13 protein-coding genes are annotated in these 16,213 nt (G+C 47.2%); 9 read left to right on the top strand and 4 right to left on the bottom strand.

The annotated features are described in order from the left end of the window. Positions 1-10: 10 nt before the first annotated feature. Positions 11-1,021 carry a 3-dehydro-L-gulonate 2-dehydrogenase gene (yiaK, locus tag NC796_RS06340; RefSeq protein WP_310683120.1) on the bottom strand — a complete coding sequence of 337 codons (1,011 nt, stop codon included), beginning with the start codon at positions 1,019-1,021 and terminating at the stop codon, positions 11-13. 535 nt (positions 1,022-1,556) lie between these two features. Here yiaK and NC796_RS06335 point away from each other — a divergent pair. The 3 genes from NC796_RS06335 (at position 1,557) to NC796_RS06325 (ending at position 4,843) form a co-directional block, all read left to right on the top strand. Next, positions 1,557-1,943 carry a hypothetical protein gene (locus tag NC796_RS06335; RefSeq protein ID WP_310683118.1) on the top strand — a complete coding sequence of 129 codons (387 nt, stop codon included), beginning with the start codon at positions 1,557-1,559 and terminating at the stop codon, positions 1,941-1,943. 181 nt (positions 1,944-2,124) lie between these two features. Further along, entirely contained in the window at positions 2,125-3,273 is a 1,149-nt protein-coding gene (locus tag NC796_RS06330; protein WP_310683116.1) for a cytochrome P450, read from the top strand. A gap of 193 nt (positions 3,274-3,466) precedes the next feature. Further along, positions 3,467-4,843 (top strand): cbb3-type cytochrome c oxidase subunit I, encoded by a 1,377-nt coding sequence (locus NC796_RS06325; protein WP_310683114.1) that lies wholly within the window; start codon positions 3,467-3,469, stop codon positions 4,841-4,843. 105 nt (positions 4,844-4,948) lie between these two features. On the opposite strand, the gene NC796_RS06320 is transcribed toward NC796_RS06325, so the two are convergent. After that, entirely contained in the window at positions 4,949-5,641 is a 693-nt protein-coding gene (locus tag NC796_RS06320; RefSeq protein WP_310683112.1) for a hypothetical protein, read from the bottom strand. A gap of 242 nt (positions 5,642-5,883) precedes the next feature. Between NC796_RS06320 and NC796_RS06315 the strand changes: the two genes are divergently transcribed. The 4 genes from NC796_RS06315 to NC796_RS06300 all read left to right on the top strand — a co-directional run bounded on the left by NC796_RS06315 (position 5,884) and on the right by NC796_RS06300 (position 10,752). Then, entirely contained in the window at positions 5,884-8,328 is a 2,445-nt protein-coding gene (locus NC796_RS06315; protein ID WP_310683111.1) for a TonB-dependent receptor, read from the top strand. Positions 8,329-8,404: 76 nt separating this feature from the next. Then, positions 8,405-9,178 (top strand): class I SAM-dependent methyltransferase, encoded by a 774-nt coding sequence (locus tag NC796_RS06310; RefSeq protein WP_310683110.1) that lies wholly within the window; start codon positions 8,405-8,407, stop codon positions 9,176-9,178. A gap of 62 nt (positions 9,179-9,240) precedes the next feature. After that, the gene (locus NC796_RS06305) at positions 9,241-9,660 is read left to right on the top strand and encodes a DUF4920 domain-containing protein (RefSeq protein ID WP_310683109.1); all 420 of its coding nucleotides are present in this window, start codon (positions 9,241-9,243) and stop codon (positions 9,658-9,660) included. A gap of 342 nt (positions 9,661-10,002) precedes the next feature. After that, complete coding sequence (locus NC796_RS06300; RefSeq protein ID WP_310683107.1) at positions 10,003-10,752, top strand: isochorismatase family protein; 750 nt, start codon at positions 10,003-10,005, stop codon at positions 10,750-10,752. 462 nt (positions 10,753-11,214) lie between these two features. Here the strand turns inward: NC796_RS06300 and moaA are convergent, their stop codons facing one another. Both moaA and NC796_RS06290 read right to left on the bottom strand, forming a co-directional pair. Then, entirely contained in the window at positions 11,215-12,219 is a 1,005-nt protein-coding gene (gene moaA, locus NC796_RS06295) for a GTP 3',8-cyclase MoaA (RefSeq protein WP_310683105.1), read from the bottom strand. After that, entirely contained in the window at positions 12,182-12,766 is a 585-nt protein-coding gene (locus NC796_RS06290; RefSeq protein WP_310683103.1) for a molybdenum cofactor guanylyltransferase, read from the bottom strand. Before NC796_RS06290 ends, moaA begins: the two co-directional genes overlap by 38 nt. 130 nt (positions 12,767-12,896) lie before the next feature. Between NC796_RS06290 and NC796_RS06285 the strand changes: the two genes are divergently transcribed. Further along, the gene (locus NC796_RS06285) at positions 12,897-13,952 is read left to right on the top strand and encodes a hypothetical protein (protein WP_310683101.1); all 1,056 of its coding nucleotides are present in this window, start codon (positions 12,897-12,899) and stop codon (positions 13,950-13,952) included. 20 nt (positions 13,953-13,972) lie between these two features. Continuing rightward, entirely contained in the window at positions 13,973-16,198 is a 2,226-nt protein-coding gene (locus tag NC796_RS06280) for a molybdopterin oxidoreductase family protein (protein WP_310683099.1), read from the top strand. Positions 16,199-16,213 lie beyond the last annotated feature (15 nt).

Raw genomic sequence — 16,213 nt, 5'->3', positions numbered from 1 at the left:
CCAAAAAGGCTTATCTGGACTCTGGTGCGAGCTGTACAATAGTTTCCCACACCGATTCATCGACCGGGATTCCATGTTCCAGATGATCCTTTCGCGTTGCGAGGGTCCGCTCCCCGGGATAATATGTACGTTCACCATCCTGCATTGGAGACACATTATGTACATGGTTAATAATTTCGTCCAATAATTGGTTCTTCAAGTCGCCATCAGCAAACTTTTCAGGGTCGATGCAAATAAAAACCTGGCAAATGGCGATCTCCTCGTCATCATCAATCCTGTGCGTTGGATTACCACCCGAAAGCAGGGCCGCCAACATATCCAGAACAATGGTCAGCGCCGATCCTTTCCAGTAACCAACCGGCAGTGCATGTCCCGTGGCAAGTATTTTTTCAGGATCTCTGGTTAAATTTCCATCCCTGTCCCAGCCACCTGCAACCGGGAGCAACTCATTGTTAAGCTTATAGGTATTCATTTTGCCAAACGAAAATTGAGAAGTGGCCATATCCAGTACCACATGACCTTCTTCTCTTGGAATGGCAATGATGAAGGGATTATTTCCGATCCGGTTTTCCCGGCCACCCCAGGGCGGCATATTGCGTTTCGTATTCGTGAAGCACAGGGCTATTTTCCCGGCATCTGCCGCCTGCCATCCATAGGTGCCGCCACGCATCCAGTGATTGGTGTTGCGCAGGGCCACACACCCGATCGTATGTTCCCGGGCAAGCGTCATCGCACGCTCCATGCAGTGGTGGGCATTGGAGACGCCGGGCGCAAGGTTCCCATTCCACCGCTCAAGGACCCTGAAAGCCCCCACTTTTTCCGGCTCGGCGGCAACATCGATCAGTCCGCGTTCCACATAATCGATAAAAGACGGGAAGCGGTTGAGTCCGTGCGAATAGACCCCGTCGCAACTCGACTGAGTATGTGTTCGAGAGATAAGACGGGCCCGTTCTTCCGGGAAATCATAGTTTCGCAAAATTTGGTAAAGCTGCTTGTAAATTTCTTTGAAGCTGAGTCTCATAATAGGCTTTTGTACTCTGGATATTTACTTTGTGACTTGTAACTAATGTTTAAGTTAACAAAGTACGACTATCCTCATATACCTTATTACAGCGTATTTCAATTGTTATCAGCAACTTATAGCGTCAAATTATATTATTTGTGTATAATTCAGGTTAAATACAGCGAACCGCCAAAGTGTGCCAATATTAAAGAAATTGGCCTGCTGTAAAAACTGTTTTCTGCAAAAGAAGTGAACGACTATATATTGGAGGGCTTTATACTACGGTTTTTGCCCAATATCGGAAATTTCGGGGAGGTGTGATTTCTTCATTTATGAGGTTTACGCTGTGGTTTCACATTCACTCAAATATTAATATTGCAAATCAGCATGTATTGAAAAACTATTATAAGTTATAAGACTATTTTGTATTTTATTGGTTCGTTACGTATTTAGAAATACGTTGAGATGCTGTCCGGTTGGTCACTCACTTTTTTCTCGATAACCATAATTAGGGCAGTGGAAGGCATTTCAAAATCCGATTTAATTGTCTTAAATGAATCGTTCTTCCCTGAAAATAGTTACCCGCAAGGCGCTTTCCGTTCTGGCTACAGCTTTCGGGGTACTGACCGTTTTCGTGGGGAGCCGCACCCTGCTGGGCTTCTCGGATCCCGGTTATACCATCTTTTATCCCCTGCTCCTGTTCAACGCCATAATGGGTCTTTTTTATACCGCAGCCGGCGTTTTCATCTGGATCGACCATAAAAAACAAGTTCAAACTTCTCTGCTAATTTTGGTGGTCAACCTGCTTATGCTGCTCCTGATGCTTACACTGTCTCTGCTCAGCACGGAAATAGCCACGGAAAGCTTTAAAGCCATGACCTTTCGCACGGGATTCTGGCTCGTGATATACATCACTCTAAGAACCTATTTAAAAAAATAATCTTCCAATTATCTTGTATTCCTTTTCAACTCTCACCGTTATTCATACTGTAGTGAACATGTTATCCGGACTCGTTCCCGCCCTAGGGTCACATCATCTATGTGTCGGATAATGCGTGACTACACTTATAGAACTATTTCTTCATGAACTGCAATAGCAAAACAGACAATTTATTAGTTTTATGTCCGACAACAACCCGCAGTGGAATCCCCGTGAGAGCAAGTGCCCGATGCAGCGCGATGATTTTGACGAAATGCGCAATAAGTGCCCGGTAGCTAAAAGCGACTCCAGCAAGTGGTGGGTATTCAAACACTCTGACATCGAAGAGATCCTGGAAGATCCCGAGACGTTCAGCAGCGATGTATCTTCCCATCTCTCCGTACCCAATACCATGGATCCGCCCGAACACACGGCCTATCGAGAGCTTATCGATCACTATTTTTCCGAAGAAGTCCTCAGCAGCTTCCCGGATGATTTCCGGGCCATCAGTGAGAAACTGGTGAACAGTGCTGTAGCAAACGACTGCACTGAGGCAATGGGCGACTTGGGACTCCCTTATGCAGCCCGCACGCAATGTGCTTTTTTGGGATGGCCGACTGACCTGGCGGAAACACTGGTAACGTGGACGCTGGAGAACCAGCAGGCAGCCAGGGACCAGGACCGGGATCGCCTGGCCAAACTGGCCGGAGAGTTTGAATCGCTCGTGCAGTCTGTTATAGAGCAGCAGCGGAATTCAGGGCAGAAACCACCGACGCTTACGCAGTCTCTGATCCGGGAAAAGATAGACGGGCACCGGCTCTCCCTGGAGGAGCTCACCAGTATTTTCCGCAACTGGACGGTGGGTGAGGTGGGTTCTCTCGCGGCCTCGATTGGAATCATTTTGTATTACCTGGCAGAATGTCCTCATATCGTTGATCATCTCAGGCAGGCTGATTCAGCAGAAATGGAAGATGTGCTGGATGAAATACTCAGAATGCACGGGCCGCTGGTTGCGAACCGCCGCAAGGCCACAAGAGAGACGACGATCAGGGGTACTACGATCGAGCCGGGCGACACAATCTATATCAACTGGGTCTCGGCCAATCGGGACGAAGAAGTGTTTGGAGATCCGGATACATTCGATCCCGATGGAAACGCTGAAAACAATCTCCTGTATGGCAAGGGCATTCACGTGTGTCCCGGTGCCCCGCTGGCCCGCATGGAGCTTCGGATTTTTTTCAAGGAACTGCTGGAGCAGGTAACCGCCATTGAGCTGCCTTCCAAACAGGATATTGAGTATGCCAAATATCCAGCCAGCGGCTTCGCCCGGCTGCTGGTCTGTTTACAGTAACTCATGCATTGTCAACAGGAGAACAGTATAAAGTGTGAACAACCTAATCAGGGGCCTTTGCAGAACCTGCCATTTTGTTGGGAGGTAGTTATACTACCGACCTTGGTGACCTTTTAAACGGGAGTACAACTCCCTCAGAACGAGGAATTCAGAGTTTCGCAGAGCCCCCTAATCATCCAATTTTAGATAGGTTATGCCCCATTGGCTGAAATCACTGTTGCAAGGCCATGCTGGATCCGCCTCCAAAAGCTGGATATTTATCAGTATATCGGCACTTATTCTGGCTGGCTTCTTATCACTGTTTATCATGATGGGGCGCATCCCCTTGATTAATAAATGGATGTTTGACACGCAATGGATGAGGCGCATACTGGTTGTACATGTGAACCTGGCGCTGCTTGTCAGCTTTTACTCCTTTATTGCTTCATGTACGATCCTCCTGCCCGAACAACCTCCCTGGAGTCGACGATATCCGGTTGCTATAATGGTCTCTCTATTAAGCATAGCACTAATGATAAGCAGCATTTTCTTTACCGGCAGTGAAGCTGTTTTGGCTAATTATATTCCGGTTGTTGATCATCCCGTATTTGTGGCAAGCCTGCTTTTTTTCGGTTTCTCCATTTGTCTGACAATCTTTTCGAAACGACTGCTCCCGTTTAGGATAACCGATAATAATGCTGGACTCCTGCCACCCGGTGCTGCTGCTCCAATCCGGTCTGCGGGAGTACTTATTTTAATCTCGGTTTTTATTTTTCTCATTTCATGGCTGATAACCCCGTTAGACCTAAGCACCAACCTGTATTACGAATTTATCTTCTGGGGCGGTGGACATGTTCTGCAATTTGCAAATATGATTGCCGCCGTTGGTATATGGATAGTACTGTATCAGGAAATTTCCGGAAAGGAACTGTTTAACACCGGTAAAATTTCAGCCCTGTGCTATATCTACACCATTCCTGTTTTGGCAACTCCTCTACTGTTACTTGAAGGGACCGACTCAACTCTGTACCTGAAAGGATTCACGTTATACATGAGCTGGGGTATCTTCCCGGTCGTTTCTGTATTTATTGTCGTTCTGCTGGTTAAGACTTTTTCACTGCTCAACAACCAAAAATCAACCATCAATTTTTTAAAAAATCCCTATTCTACAGGACTTGTCGCCAGCATTTTCCTCACCATTATCGGCTTCATTCTTGGAGCTATGATTAGCGGATCAAATACCATGGTTCCGGCCCATTACCACGCAACGCTGGGGGCCGTCACTATCGTTTTTATGTCGGCCACCTACTGGCTGATGGAACAGTACGGGTACAGTTTTTCCTCTCGCCGGAATAAGGGGCTTCTTTTTAAACAATTGCTAACCTATACTACAGGCCAGTTGATCTTTGTTGCGGGTTTGGCCGTAGCAGGATCTTACGGACTTGCACGAAAGGTGTTCGGTCAGGAACAAATAATACACGCGCCGGAAATTTATATTGGACTTGGGCTGCTCCTTTTCGGGGGGCTGCTGGCTATTGCAGGAGGTGTTATGTTTTTGTGGAATCTGATTGCATCTTTTAAGAGCAAGTAGGCATCTGCATTGTTTTGTTATTCTAACTGGTTTTCTTGATTGGCATAGTGTGTAAATCACTCCCCGGAGTGGAATATTCCAGTGGATATCCTCATCTTGTATTTGCTATGCAAATTGTTCAATAACCTCATCAACAAGCTCGTGATTTTTGGGTTTCCCATCTTCCGTACTGTTTAGATATTGTTCCTCTTCCTGCTGCAGGTTTTTGACGATCTTTCCATTGAACATAAAGTGGGGTTCGGTCTCCTCCCACAGGTTACGACAAGCCACCAGGCTGTTTTCGTCCAATTGCCGGATCATATAAGCTAACAGATCTTTTTGTGGATGGAGCCATGAAATCGGCTTGGTACTATCTTTTTCTTCTTTCGAAAAATGCTCCATGGAAATGATAACGGCACTTCTGTCCTCAATTACCCCGGCCTTTTTCAGCTCATTTAAAAAAGGTATAAGCGTATCCCGGTCAATCCAACGGATGAAGTTTTTTGAGGGTAATTCTTCATTCCCGCTATCGGAATTTCTCATTTGTTTTAGCGGTTCTGCAATCTGCCACTTTAGATCCCCCAGGTTAATCATTTTTCGTTCGTACCGCTTCACCTCTCTCTCAATCTCCGGGTCGTTGGATCTCATATACTGCCGCTCCATTTGACTGAATTTGACCTGAATGTCCTGGATAAGTAGATCGAGCTTATATACCCTTCGTTCTAAAATTCGCCTGGGAGGAATATCTGGCGTTTCGGTGAGTATTTCCTGCACTTCCTGCCGAATTTCCCTGAAGTATGCTTGAGTTTCGTTAGTCATCGATTTCCAACTGTAAAATTATTATAGAATACCTGTTTCGTATCCTGTTCTATTACGGTTCTCAATATTCCATTTCTATCGCTTGCGTGTAACATTTGCAGCCTTCCACCATGGCAAGGTTACAATAAAAAGAATAAAAGATATTTTAATCTTTATTATATCTATTTATATTCAGTCTAAATAAACTGTATAAGGTTGATCAAAATTATCTAACCCTAATCACTAAAACGTTAATCTCCGACATGCAATCCCTTAAGTTCTATTTTCTGGTCTCACTTTTGCTCATATGTAATCCATTCGCCACGTATGCCCAAGACGGCAATGGCCGTGTTCAAGGCGTTGTCTATAATCAAAACGGGGAACTGCTTTCAGATGTAAATATCACCGTTACCGATAATGGAGATTCCTACGGCACTGCAACCTCTGATTCCGGGTTCTTTGAACTGGAGCTGCCGGCCGGTACGCATAGTATCGAACTATCATATGTGGGTTTCGAAACTGTCAAGCGTACCGTTACCGTTTATGAAGGACAGGTAACAAAGCTGAGTATTATTTTAAATTCGGAAAGCCAAAATCTGTCAGAAATTACCGTTACTGGTAATCCCAGCCTTACTCAGTCGGCTTTTGCAAACACAAAGAAACTAAATTACAAGATACCCGGGGGAGTGAATATTACCAATCTTGACAAGTTTAACTCCCAACGGTCGCTTACCCTTAAAGATGCGCTGGGAGCTGAACCCGGGGTTATCATCCAGGAATTTTTTGGAAGCAACGATCAGCCCCGGTTAAACATTCGAGGCTCAGGAATTCAAAGTAATCCACAGCAACGAGGCGTTTTGCTCCTGCAGGATGGCGTCCGTATAAATCAAGCTGACGGTACCTATATTATTGGTCTTCTGGAACCACAGGCAGCTGATCATATTGAGGTTAAGCGCGGATCCAATGCACTGAAATACGGTTCGGCCACCTTGGGCGGTGTCGTCAACATGATTTCCAAAAGTGGTCATAATGCAGAACCGCTGCGTCTTAAATTAGAAGGAGGAAGCTATAACACCTATAACGGGGCCGTTTCAACGGGACACGTTTTTGGAAATAATGACCTGTATGCTTCCCTGTCATACAACCAATCTGATGGATTTCGTGAGTGGAATTCCAGCGATCGTCTGAACGCCACTTTTAATGCCGGACACAAATTTTCTTCCGATCTGGAATCGCGACTCTATTTTACCTTTACCGATATGGCGTTCGATATTCCGGGTCCGCTTAACAGGCAACAAATGAAATCCGATGCAACGGATATAAATCCGGGCGTAAATCCGCCACAAAGCATTGGCCCCAACGTTGTAAAGGATAAACCCGGTCGCGAATCACGGGCTTTCCGTATTGCTCAAAAAACGGAGTATCAGATTAACTCCAATAACAGCCTGCAGCTTTCCGCCCACTACCAAAACCTTGATGATACCTTTACCTATCCCATTACGGTAGGCGTAAAACACAGCGACAGCAACGGTGGCGGCTTTGATGTGCGGTACAGCGGCATGCTCGGCAAACATGAGTTAAACGCCGGTGTCTTTAGCAGTTTCGGACAAACCGAGCGCCGGTATTTTGTCAATGAAGGCGGTCAAAGGGGGCGACAGTTCGCCGACAATTCGTTGTGGGCTGCAAATGTGGGTTCGTACCTAAATCATCGCTATGCGTTCACGGAGAATTTCAATTCTGTGGCTACCTTGCAGCTTGTCCACAGCATTAGAAACAATACCGATAATTTATCTAATCCGGATGCCCGTCCCTTTTATATAGCTCCAAAAGATCAGTACGGTACGTTTAGTGCCCCTGCCCAATCTCTGGATCAATCCTACTGGGGATTCAACCCCAAAATCGGATTCCTGTATGAAAATGAGTCGAGCTTTCAACTGTACGGTAACGTAAGCCGCAGCTTTGAGCCGCCTACCTTTGACGAGCTGATCAACATCTCGGGTGGCAATCCCAATAAAAGTCCGGAACAGTTTAAAGCCGTTGAGCTGGATGCCCAGGAAGCAACCACATTCGAAGTCGGATCGCGCGGAAGCAACAACTGGTTTAGCTGGAACATCAGTCTCTATCATTCGCGTGTTGCCAACGAGCTGCTCACCGCCACCGAACTGTTCGGCATATCCGGCACCACCCGCAACTATCCGGATCGAACGATCCACCAAGGGCTTGAAGCCGGACTCTCGTTCACGTTGCTGCGCAATTTATTCACGCGATCGGGGGATAAGATTACCTTTGACGGTAGTTATACATTTAGCGATTTTTATTTTGACGAGGGTGCCTATGAAGGCAACCGTATTGCTGGAATACCCAAACATTATATTAATTCAGCGATTGAATACAGCCATCCCTCAGGTGCCTTTTTGAATCTAAATTTGGAGATGGTACCGACCGATACCCCAACCGACCATCAAAATACTTTATATCAACAAAGTTATGCTCTTTGGGGCGCCAGAATTGGTATCCACTCCTCCAATTCGATCAACTTTTTTGTAGAAGGCAACAACCTTTTTGACACTACTTATGCCAGCAGCTATCTGATTCGGGATAAAGTCACCGACCCGCCCCCGCAACCGCTCACGCCCGATGAGGTCACCACCTTTATCCCGGGCTCGGGTCGCAGCCTCATGGCCGGATTCTGCTACTTTATAAATTAGATCCCTTAACGTATGGAGTACCTGTCGAACGGCTGTGCCTGTTCTGGTAGGTACTCTTAATTTTTTCTATTGATATATGAAAGACGGACCATTAGAAAAGCTGCCGGGACACTGGCTGCTGGCAGCCATGGGCAAAAAAGTGTTACGACCCGGAGGCAAGGAGCTGACGACTTCCCTCATTGATGCCATGAACATCGGTAGCGAAGACGATATTGTAGAGTTTGCTCCCGGCCTCGGGTTTACAGCCTCCCTGGCCCTCAAGCAAGATCCCAAATCATATACCGCTATCGAGCTCGATGAAGATGCGGCCGAGGATTTAAGTCACATTATTTCGGGCGATCACTGCCGAATTATACAGGCAGATGCCTCCCAGACGCCATTGGAGCCGAATGCAGTCAACAAGGTGTATGGAGAAGCCATGCTTACCATGCAGGCCGACCACCGCAAGGCTGAGATTATCGGCGAAGCGCACCGTATCCTGAAGCCGGGCGGCCTCTATGGCATCCACGAGCTGGGGTTGGTTGATATTCGATCCGAAGATCACAAGGCTGCCATTCAAAAAGAGCTGGCGAAAACGATCCGTGTTAATGCTCGTCCGCTTAGCCGGGATGAATGGATTACGCTGATAGAACAGCAGGGATTTGAAGTCATCAATATAAAAACGAACGCTATGAAGCTGCTCGAATTCAGCCGCATGGTGGATGACGAGGGCTTTCTGCGAGCGCTGAAAATCTGTTTTAATATTACCGCTCGTCCCAAGGTTCGCAGGCGCATTTTGGCTATGCGCGGGGTGTTCACAAAATATCAAGAACACATGAATGCCATCGCGGTCGTTGCCCGGAAAAAGTAGTCTGTCGTTGGCATATCTTATATCACAAAAAAATAATACCTATACCAAAAACAACTGTTAAGATGAAAACATCAAATAAGACTTTTCTGACCTATATTTTTGCATGTTCCGTGCTCTTGTTCGGAATAATGTTTCAACCCGCTAACGCACAGGATGGCTGGGAAGAGTATGGTGAATCAATAACCGCTGAGGATGCGATGGATGCAACGGCAGCCATTGATCATTTTTCTGATGAAGGAAACCGCATCAAGGTGCAGGGAACCGTAACGGCGGTCTGCGACAAGGTGGGCTGCTGGGCGCAATTTGAGACCGAGGACGATCAAAAAATAAGGGTTAAATTTAAGGACTACAGCTTCTTTATTCCCACCGAATCGGCCGGGCGTATGATGATTGTCGAGGGCACCGCTTTTAAGGAGGCAACGGAGGAAGGTTCCGAGGTAGAATATCGACTGGAAGCAGTGGGGGTGTTACTGGGGGATTAAGTGAACAGCACATTATCAATAACAAAAGGCCTGCCGCTTAGAGCACTTGATGTTAAAAAACTAATGATTGTGTTTCTAACATTATTACCATAAATTCGTTCCCTGAAACGATAAGCAAATTGTTGAGTATTGTGAAAAACCATATATCCAATATGTGTATGTGCGAGTGTTGTTGTATGGGTATCATGCGTCATACCTGTTGGATGAGTGGCAACTGTTTGATTTTTTTCGAAGAAACATAGCGAACAAGACAAACCAGATTAAAAGCCCGCTCGCCATTCAGGTGAGCGGGCTTTTTTGTTTTGTGGAGTTTCAACAAGCGCGCAACCAATATTTTTAACGTTGAGAAAAACAAATACCATGGAGAACATTGGATTAAAGGAAAGCACAGATAGTGTTAGTAATAAGAAAAAAGGGGGTATTCATGCCATTCCCGAGCTTGCACCGCAGTGGAAAAAGCTGAATCTGCCAAAAATTCTTAAACGAAAGGCCGCTTTTACGTCTGTCAGCCAAAATAAATGTCTATATGAAAAAGAGGGAGCCCTGGGACACGAGAATCACCGGGAGCGTGGAAGTCTTCCTGCCACGATAAAAGTGATAAAGGCCGCAAGAAAAGCGGATAACTTTGTTTCATTCAACTGGGTTGGATACGACATATACCGGGATGATTATCCCAAAACGATTTTTGATGAGGTCCAGTACAGTACCTGGACGGAAGGCCTGGAGGTAACAGAGGAAAAGAAGAAGTGGGACAATGAACTTCCCGAGGAACTGCAGGAGCTGGTTGCCCCCGAAGACTCTCATTACAGAGAATGTGCATTGCAGACGGCTTTTGTTGGGACTCCGTTACCGATAGAATTGGCCAGAAAGGGTGTAGAAGTAATTGTGTTTACGGGACTTCACCTGGACTGGTGCATTGAGGGAAATACCCGCCTGGCCCGCGATTACGGATATTTACCCATTGTTATAGGCGATGCCACCGGTTGTGAAAAGCCAGAAGATGAAGCCGCTGCTATGGAACGCATCAATAATCTTTTTGCACCTGTTATCAGCGCAGATACATTTGTTGAGCTTCTGGAACAGCCGGTTTAACCTGACTTTACTTCACCAAGAAACTTTTCCCTCAGTAAGGCCCTCCGTGGCGTAAAGCTATGTAGGGCAGGCGAATGTGGGTTATCCTCCGAAGCCTTGGCGTAGGAGAGCGACCTTCAACGCCGCTGAGGGGTACATTTCGTAGAAAAAACGCCCTGTAGTTTCCAAAAAGCGATAACAATAGACCTGATTCCTTGTTGTGTAGTGGCTTGTGGCGATACAACATAAGTATTTTTGAAAAATACGGGCTAACGGGCAAAGAAGATTTTACCAAACCATTGTTTTGTCTTAATCTGTCTGATCACGGATTCGACATCCCAACTCCAGCAGTCCCGACAGAGAATCTGTCGGAATGAGGATTTCCAATCCGCAAAAATGCCGGAATTAAGCCAAACAGGGTGTTGCAACGACCTCATAAAGAAGGTCACGATCCCGCAACGGAACACTTTTTCACACAGGCTGTTAACCGCCTATTGCCGACATACTCTCAAACTGCTTCTCTTTTCTATGATTCTCAGCCTCAAACCCATCTTTAAATCTTTGGTTTAACACTTTTTGGATTGCATCGGCAATGACGGAGTCCGGGGATCCGCAACGAAACAGCTCGCGTAAATCCAGCACATTTTCGCCATAAAGACAAGTGCGCATCTGTCCCAGTGCCGAGACCCGCATGCGCGAGCAGGTGGCGCAAAACGTGCGCGAATACGCATTGATAATTCCGATTTTCCCGGGATGTCCCTCTATTTTGAACTGATTGGCCACCCCGCTTTTCGCGGTACCATCCGGAATCAATACGTACTTTTTCGCGAGTTCTTTTTTAATTTCCTTAAAAGAAAAAGATTGGTGATCCTCATACAAATCACCTGAAAAAGGCATCGGCTCGATATATCGTACATTTATGGGCAGGGTTTCCGTCAGGTCGGCAAAATCGAGGATCTCATGATCATTCAGCCCCGCCTGGATAACCATGTTAATTTTTATATCAAATCCCATGTTGATGGCCTGCTGGATGGCATCCCAGGTATCATGAAAATTATCGCGCCGGGTGATTGTATAGAATCCTTCCGGGCTCAGGCTGTCGAGGCTAATATTCAGGGACGTAATCCCCGCACTTTTCAAGCGTTCAAGATGCCTTTCAAGCAATACCGCATTGGTGGTAATGCCGATATTCAAGTCCGGGTACCGCGCTTTCAGCTGCTCCAGGAAACCGGTCAGTCCCTTGCGAACAAACGGCTCTCCCCCCGTAATGCGAATTTTTGTAACCCCGTGATTTATCATGATCCCGCTCAGCCGCAGGTTCTCCTCCCAGGAGAGCAGGTTCTCTTTTGGTACGTGCGGGACCCCTTCCTCGGGCATGCAATACCGGCAGCGCAGATTGCAGCGATCGGTCACCGCCAGGCGCAGATAATTCATACGCCGGCCGTAATTGTCAATGAAGATTTCGGAGCTGTTCTCGGGTGTTGACATTGATAAAAGCCCTGTCGGATTCGAAGTTTATTTCCAAAGCGGGAACATGGTTAATTAAGGCTTTAAGCGAATCAATTTCATCCTGTTTTTCTTCAATAATATCAATAAGTGACCGGTGATACAGAGCAGCCATCGGCTGAAGGCAGGCTCCCGTTTTGGGCACAATTATTTTTGCCTGTCCGCCATCATTTTCAACAACAGTTTTCATCAGTTTTTCAATGACCTTATCCGACAGAAATGGCATATCACATGCCGCAAAGAAATTCCAGGGGGTAGAACTGAACTTCAAACCGGTATAAATTCCGACCAGTGGATTTTGAGCTTCATGGGCATCCTCAATCACCGGGAAACCCAAATTCTCGTAAGCCGGGCGATTCTTGGCAATAATAGTTACCTCTGCAAAAAAATCAGCTAACGTTTCAGCCGGATGAAGTATAAGCGGCTTGCCCCGGAAAGGGACCAGTGCCTTATCGACTTTACTGCCGAAACGCCGGCTTCCCCCTCCCGCCATTACGAAACCTGTAATATTTTTTATGCTATTCGGCATATAGCTATATTATTTAAATTGCATCTAATTGCAAATAAAGTTAGCCTTTGTACAAGGTTTATTTTGCCAGAATAATTTCAGGATTTGAGGACTGCAACAGAGCTGTCAAGTTGCCTAAACTTTTTACCTTATGCTCCGACTATTCAAGACTCTGAATCGAAAGGCACTTCTCAATGCTACGTTGGTTTCCCTGGGAGTAATCGTACTGGTACTGGTTGGCTCAAGAAACCTGCAAAATTTTGACCCCGCCCTGTTTGCCTACCTCGTGGGAACCATCTTTGCCGTGTTCGGAATTACCTACAGATACTCGGTTTGGCTGCAGCGCCCTCCTACAAAGCTATACTGGAAACGAAGCCTGCAGTTTTTGTTCAGCAGAGACTTCATTCCTTACCTGATACGTTCTAATCGCCTTTTTTTTGAAAATATTCTCTTCCAGCGGTTCATCTATCACCGCAGCCGTACCCGCTGGATTGGCCACTTTTGTCTGGCTATCGGCTGCCTGCTCGCTTTTGCCATTACAATACCGCTAACTTTCGGATGGATTCATTTCGAATTAAGACCCGGAGATGATACCACCTACTACGCCATGCTGTTCGGATTTGAGGCGGGCACCTTTAAACTTGGATCTCCCCTGGCTTTTATCGCTTTTCACGGGCTGGTTTGGTGCTCGGTTCTGGTCACGATCGGCGCCGTAATCATGATAAAACGCAGGCTTACCGATGGAGGTCTCATTGCCACCCAAACGTTCGAGGGCGACTGGCTTCCGCTCATTTTATTGATTGCCATTTCTGTTACGGGACTCGGCATTTCCTATGATTATACTTTTTTGGAAGGTAAAACCTACCAGTTTATGGCGGTGACGCATGCCATCATGGTGATCCTGTTTTTAATCTGGCTGCCATTCGGTAAGTTCTTTCATATTTTTCAGCGCCTGGCACAACTGGGGGCCAACCTCTATAAGCATGAAGGCCAACGGCGTGGCATGGCCAAGTGCCCACGTACTGATGAAGAGTTTGCCACCCAAACCCATATTGACGATCTGAAAAAAGTCACCAAAGAACTGGACTTCGATTTTGATAAGGAAGATGGCAGCAGTCACCTGGATTTAAGCCCGGAAGGCAAGCGATCGGCCCTGGCCAAAGCTCATTTTGAAGCTCGCAAGAAATCCGGCAAGTTTTTCGGATAATTCCCAAAGAATATTTATTCATGGCAAAATTACCTACATCCCTTGACAAAATTATCGAGCGGTTTGGTCCGAATAAAAATTACGCGCCCAAAGAGGGCTTCCCCGGCGCGCACGAACCGGACAAATTGGTGAAAACACATTGCTGTTTTTGCGGGATGCAGTGCGGAATCCAGCTCAAAGTAAAGGATAACAATGTGGTCGGATTCGAACCCTGGATGGAATTTCCGTTTAACGAGGGCCGTCTCTGCCCAAAGGGCGTGATGCGTTATCTTCAAAATAATCATCCTGATCGTATCCTGGATCCGCTAAAAAGGATGGAAGGCAAAGGATTTGAAAAAACGGATTGGGAGTCGGCCATGGGCCGCACCATCAGTGAGATTAAGCGCATTCAAAAGGAATATGGCAATGATGCTTTCTCCATGCTTTCGGGCGTATCCCTGACCAACGAAAAATGCTACATGATCGGGAAATTTGCCCGGGTAGCACTTAAAACCGCCAACCTGGATTACAACGGAAGGCTTTGCATGGTCAGTGCCGGCGGAGGCAACAAAAAAGCGTTCGGACTGGATCGAATTTCCAACAGCTGGGCTGATCTGAAACATGCCGAAGTTATCATCATTGCCGGGGCCAATGTCAGCGAGACGTTCCCCACCCTCACGCATTATATCTGGGAGGCACGGGATAACGGAGCCAAACTAATCGTGGTAGATCCGCGTGTGATTCCACTGGCACGGACCGCCGACTTGCATCTGCCGATTCGTCCGGGTGGTGACTCTGCTCTTTTCGGAGCTATGCTCAAGATCCTGGTGGATAACGACTGGATCGATCACGACTTCATCGAGAAGCACACCTCGGGCTTTGAAGAAACCATTGAAGCCGTTAAAGATTATGATCTGGACTGGGCGGAAAAACATACCGGTATTGACAAAGAAAAAATCTTGGAGGCCGCCACTCTGTGGGGCAAAGCCGATACCAGTTTCCTGATGCATGCCCGAGGCATCGAGCACCATTCCAAGGGCGTTGAGAATGTACTGAGCTGCATCAACCTGGTGCTGGCTACGGGAAGAATCGGCAAACCCTACTGTGGGTACGGTACCATTACGGGACAGGGCAACGGCCAGGGCGGACGCGAGCACGGTCACAAGTGCGATCAGCTTCCCGGCAACCGCGATATCACCAACCTGGAACACCGCAAATATATTGCCGATGTGTGGGGCATCGATGAACAGGAAATGCCCGGAAAAGGGATTACGGCTTATGAGATTATAGAGGCCATACACCGGGGAGAGATCAAGGGACTGCTTTCCATCTGCTTCAACCCGCTGGTCTCTCTGCCCAACAACAATTTTGTGCGTGAAGCCCTGGAGAAACTGGAGTTTTATGCCTGCATCGACTTTTTCCTGAATGAAACCGCCCGCCATGCTGATATCATCCTGCCCGGTTCGCTGCATGAAGAGGAGGAGGGAACCGTTACCACGGCTGAAGGACGCGTTGTAAAAATCAACCAGGCCGTTACTCCGCCTGGCAATGCGCGAAAGGACACAGAAATTCTGAAAGAGCTGGCAGCGCGGCTGGGCGCAGGCGACAAATTTGACTATGAAAACAGCGAGGCCATCTTCAATGAACTCCGGGTAGCCTCCAAAGGCGGCACGGCTGATTACTACGGTATTACCTACGAAAAGATCGAAAAGAATATGGGCGTGTTCTGGCCATGCCCCGATCTGGATCACCCGGGAACTCCGCGGCTTTGGGAAGATTACGAATTTGCCACGGACGACGGCAAGGCCCACTTTAACCCGGTTCCCTATCGCGAGCCTTCCGAAGTTACTGATGATGAGTTTCCCGTGGTGCTGACAACCGGTCGCGTAGTATCCCAGTATCTCAGCGGCACCCAAACCCGCCGGATCGGGAAACTGGTGGATCAATACCCCGAGCCGCTGCTGGAGATTCATCCCAGGTTGGCTTACCAGTACGGTATCGAAGAACGGGATCTTATCAAAGTGAAAACCAGGCGTGGAGAAGCAGAATTTCCGGCTCACGTTGTGGAGACCATCCGGGAAGACACCGTTTTTATCCCCTACCACTGGGGCGGCAAACATTCGGCCAACCAGCTCACAATCGGTACGCTGGATCCGGTTTCCAAAATACCGGAATTCAAGGTCTGTGCCTGCCAGTTGGTACCGACCGGGGAAAAAGCATCGGATCACCGAACAGAAACAGCATTTCAAAGCTATGCACAATCTTAATTAAAATGAGGACAG

The organism is Aliifodinibius sp. S!AR15-10 (assembly GCF_031569985.1).
Taxonomy (GTDB): Bacteria; Bacteroidota; Rhodothermia; order Balneolales; family Balneolaceae; genus JAMQKA01.
Note: the sequence above shows the minus strand (reverse complement) of the source record. Positions and strands in the feature narration are given on the sequence as shown.

What these genes read in the sequence shown, in the direction of transcription:
- moaA (WP_310683105.1), bottom strand. Translation starts at nt 12,219, where the DNA reads ATGTCAACACCCGAGAACAGCTCCGAAATCTTCATTGACAATTACGGC.
- NC796_RS06320 (WP_310683112.1), bottom strand. Translation starts at nt 5,641, where the DNA reads ATGACTAACGAAACTCAAGCATACTTCAGGGAAATTCGGCAGGAAGTG.
- NC796_RS06285 (WP_310683101.1), top strand. Translation starts at nt 12,897, where the DNA reads ATGCTCCGACTATTCAAGACTCTGAATCGAAAGGCACTTCTCAATGCT.
- NC796_RS06330 (WP_310683116.1), top strand. Translation starts at nt 2,125, where the DNA reads ATGTCCGACAACAACCCGCAGTGGAATCCCCGTGAGAGCAAGTGCCCG.
- NC796_RS06305 (WP_310683109.1), top strand. Translation starts at nt 9,241, where the DNA reads ATGAAAACATCAAATAAGACTTTTCTGACCTATATTTTTGCATGTTCC.
- NC796_RS06290 (WP_310683103.1), bottom strand. Translation starts at nt 12,766, where the DNA reads ATGCCGAATAGCATAAAAAATATTACAGGTTTCGTAATGGCGGGAGGG.
- NC796_RS06325 (WP_310683114.1), top strand. Translation starts at nt 3,467, where the DNA reads ATGCCCCATTGGCTGAAATCACTGTTGCAAGGCCATGCTGGATCCGCC.
- yiaK (WP_310683120.1), bottom strand. Translation starts at nt 1,021, where the DNA reads ATGAGACTCAGCTTCAAAGAAATTTACAAGCAGCTTTACCAAATTTTG.
- NC796_RS06335 (WP_310683118.1), top strand. Translation starts at nt 1,557, where the DNA reads ATGAATCGTTCTTCCCTGAAAATAGTTACCCGCAAGGCGCTTTCCGTT.
- NC796_RS06315 (WP_310683111.1), top strand. Translation starts at nt 5,884, where the DNA reads ATGCAATCCCTTAAGTTCTATTTTCTGGTCTCACTTTTGCTCATATGT.
- NC796_RS06280 (WP_310683099.1), top strand. Translation starts at nt 13,973, where the DNA reads ATGGCAAAATTACCTACATCCCTTGACAAAATTATCGAGCGGTTTGGT.
- NC796_RS06310 (WP_310683110.1), top strand. Translation starts at nt 8,405, where the DNA reads ATGAAAGACGGACCATTAGAAAAGCTGCCGGGACACTGGCTGCTGGCA.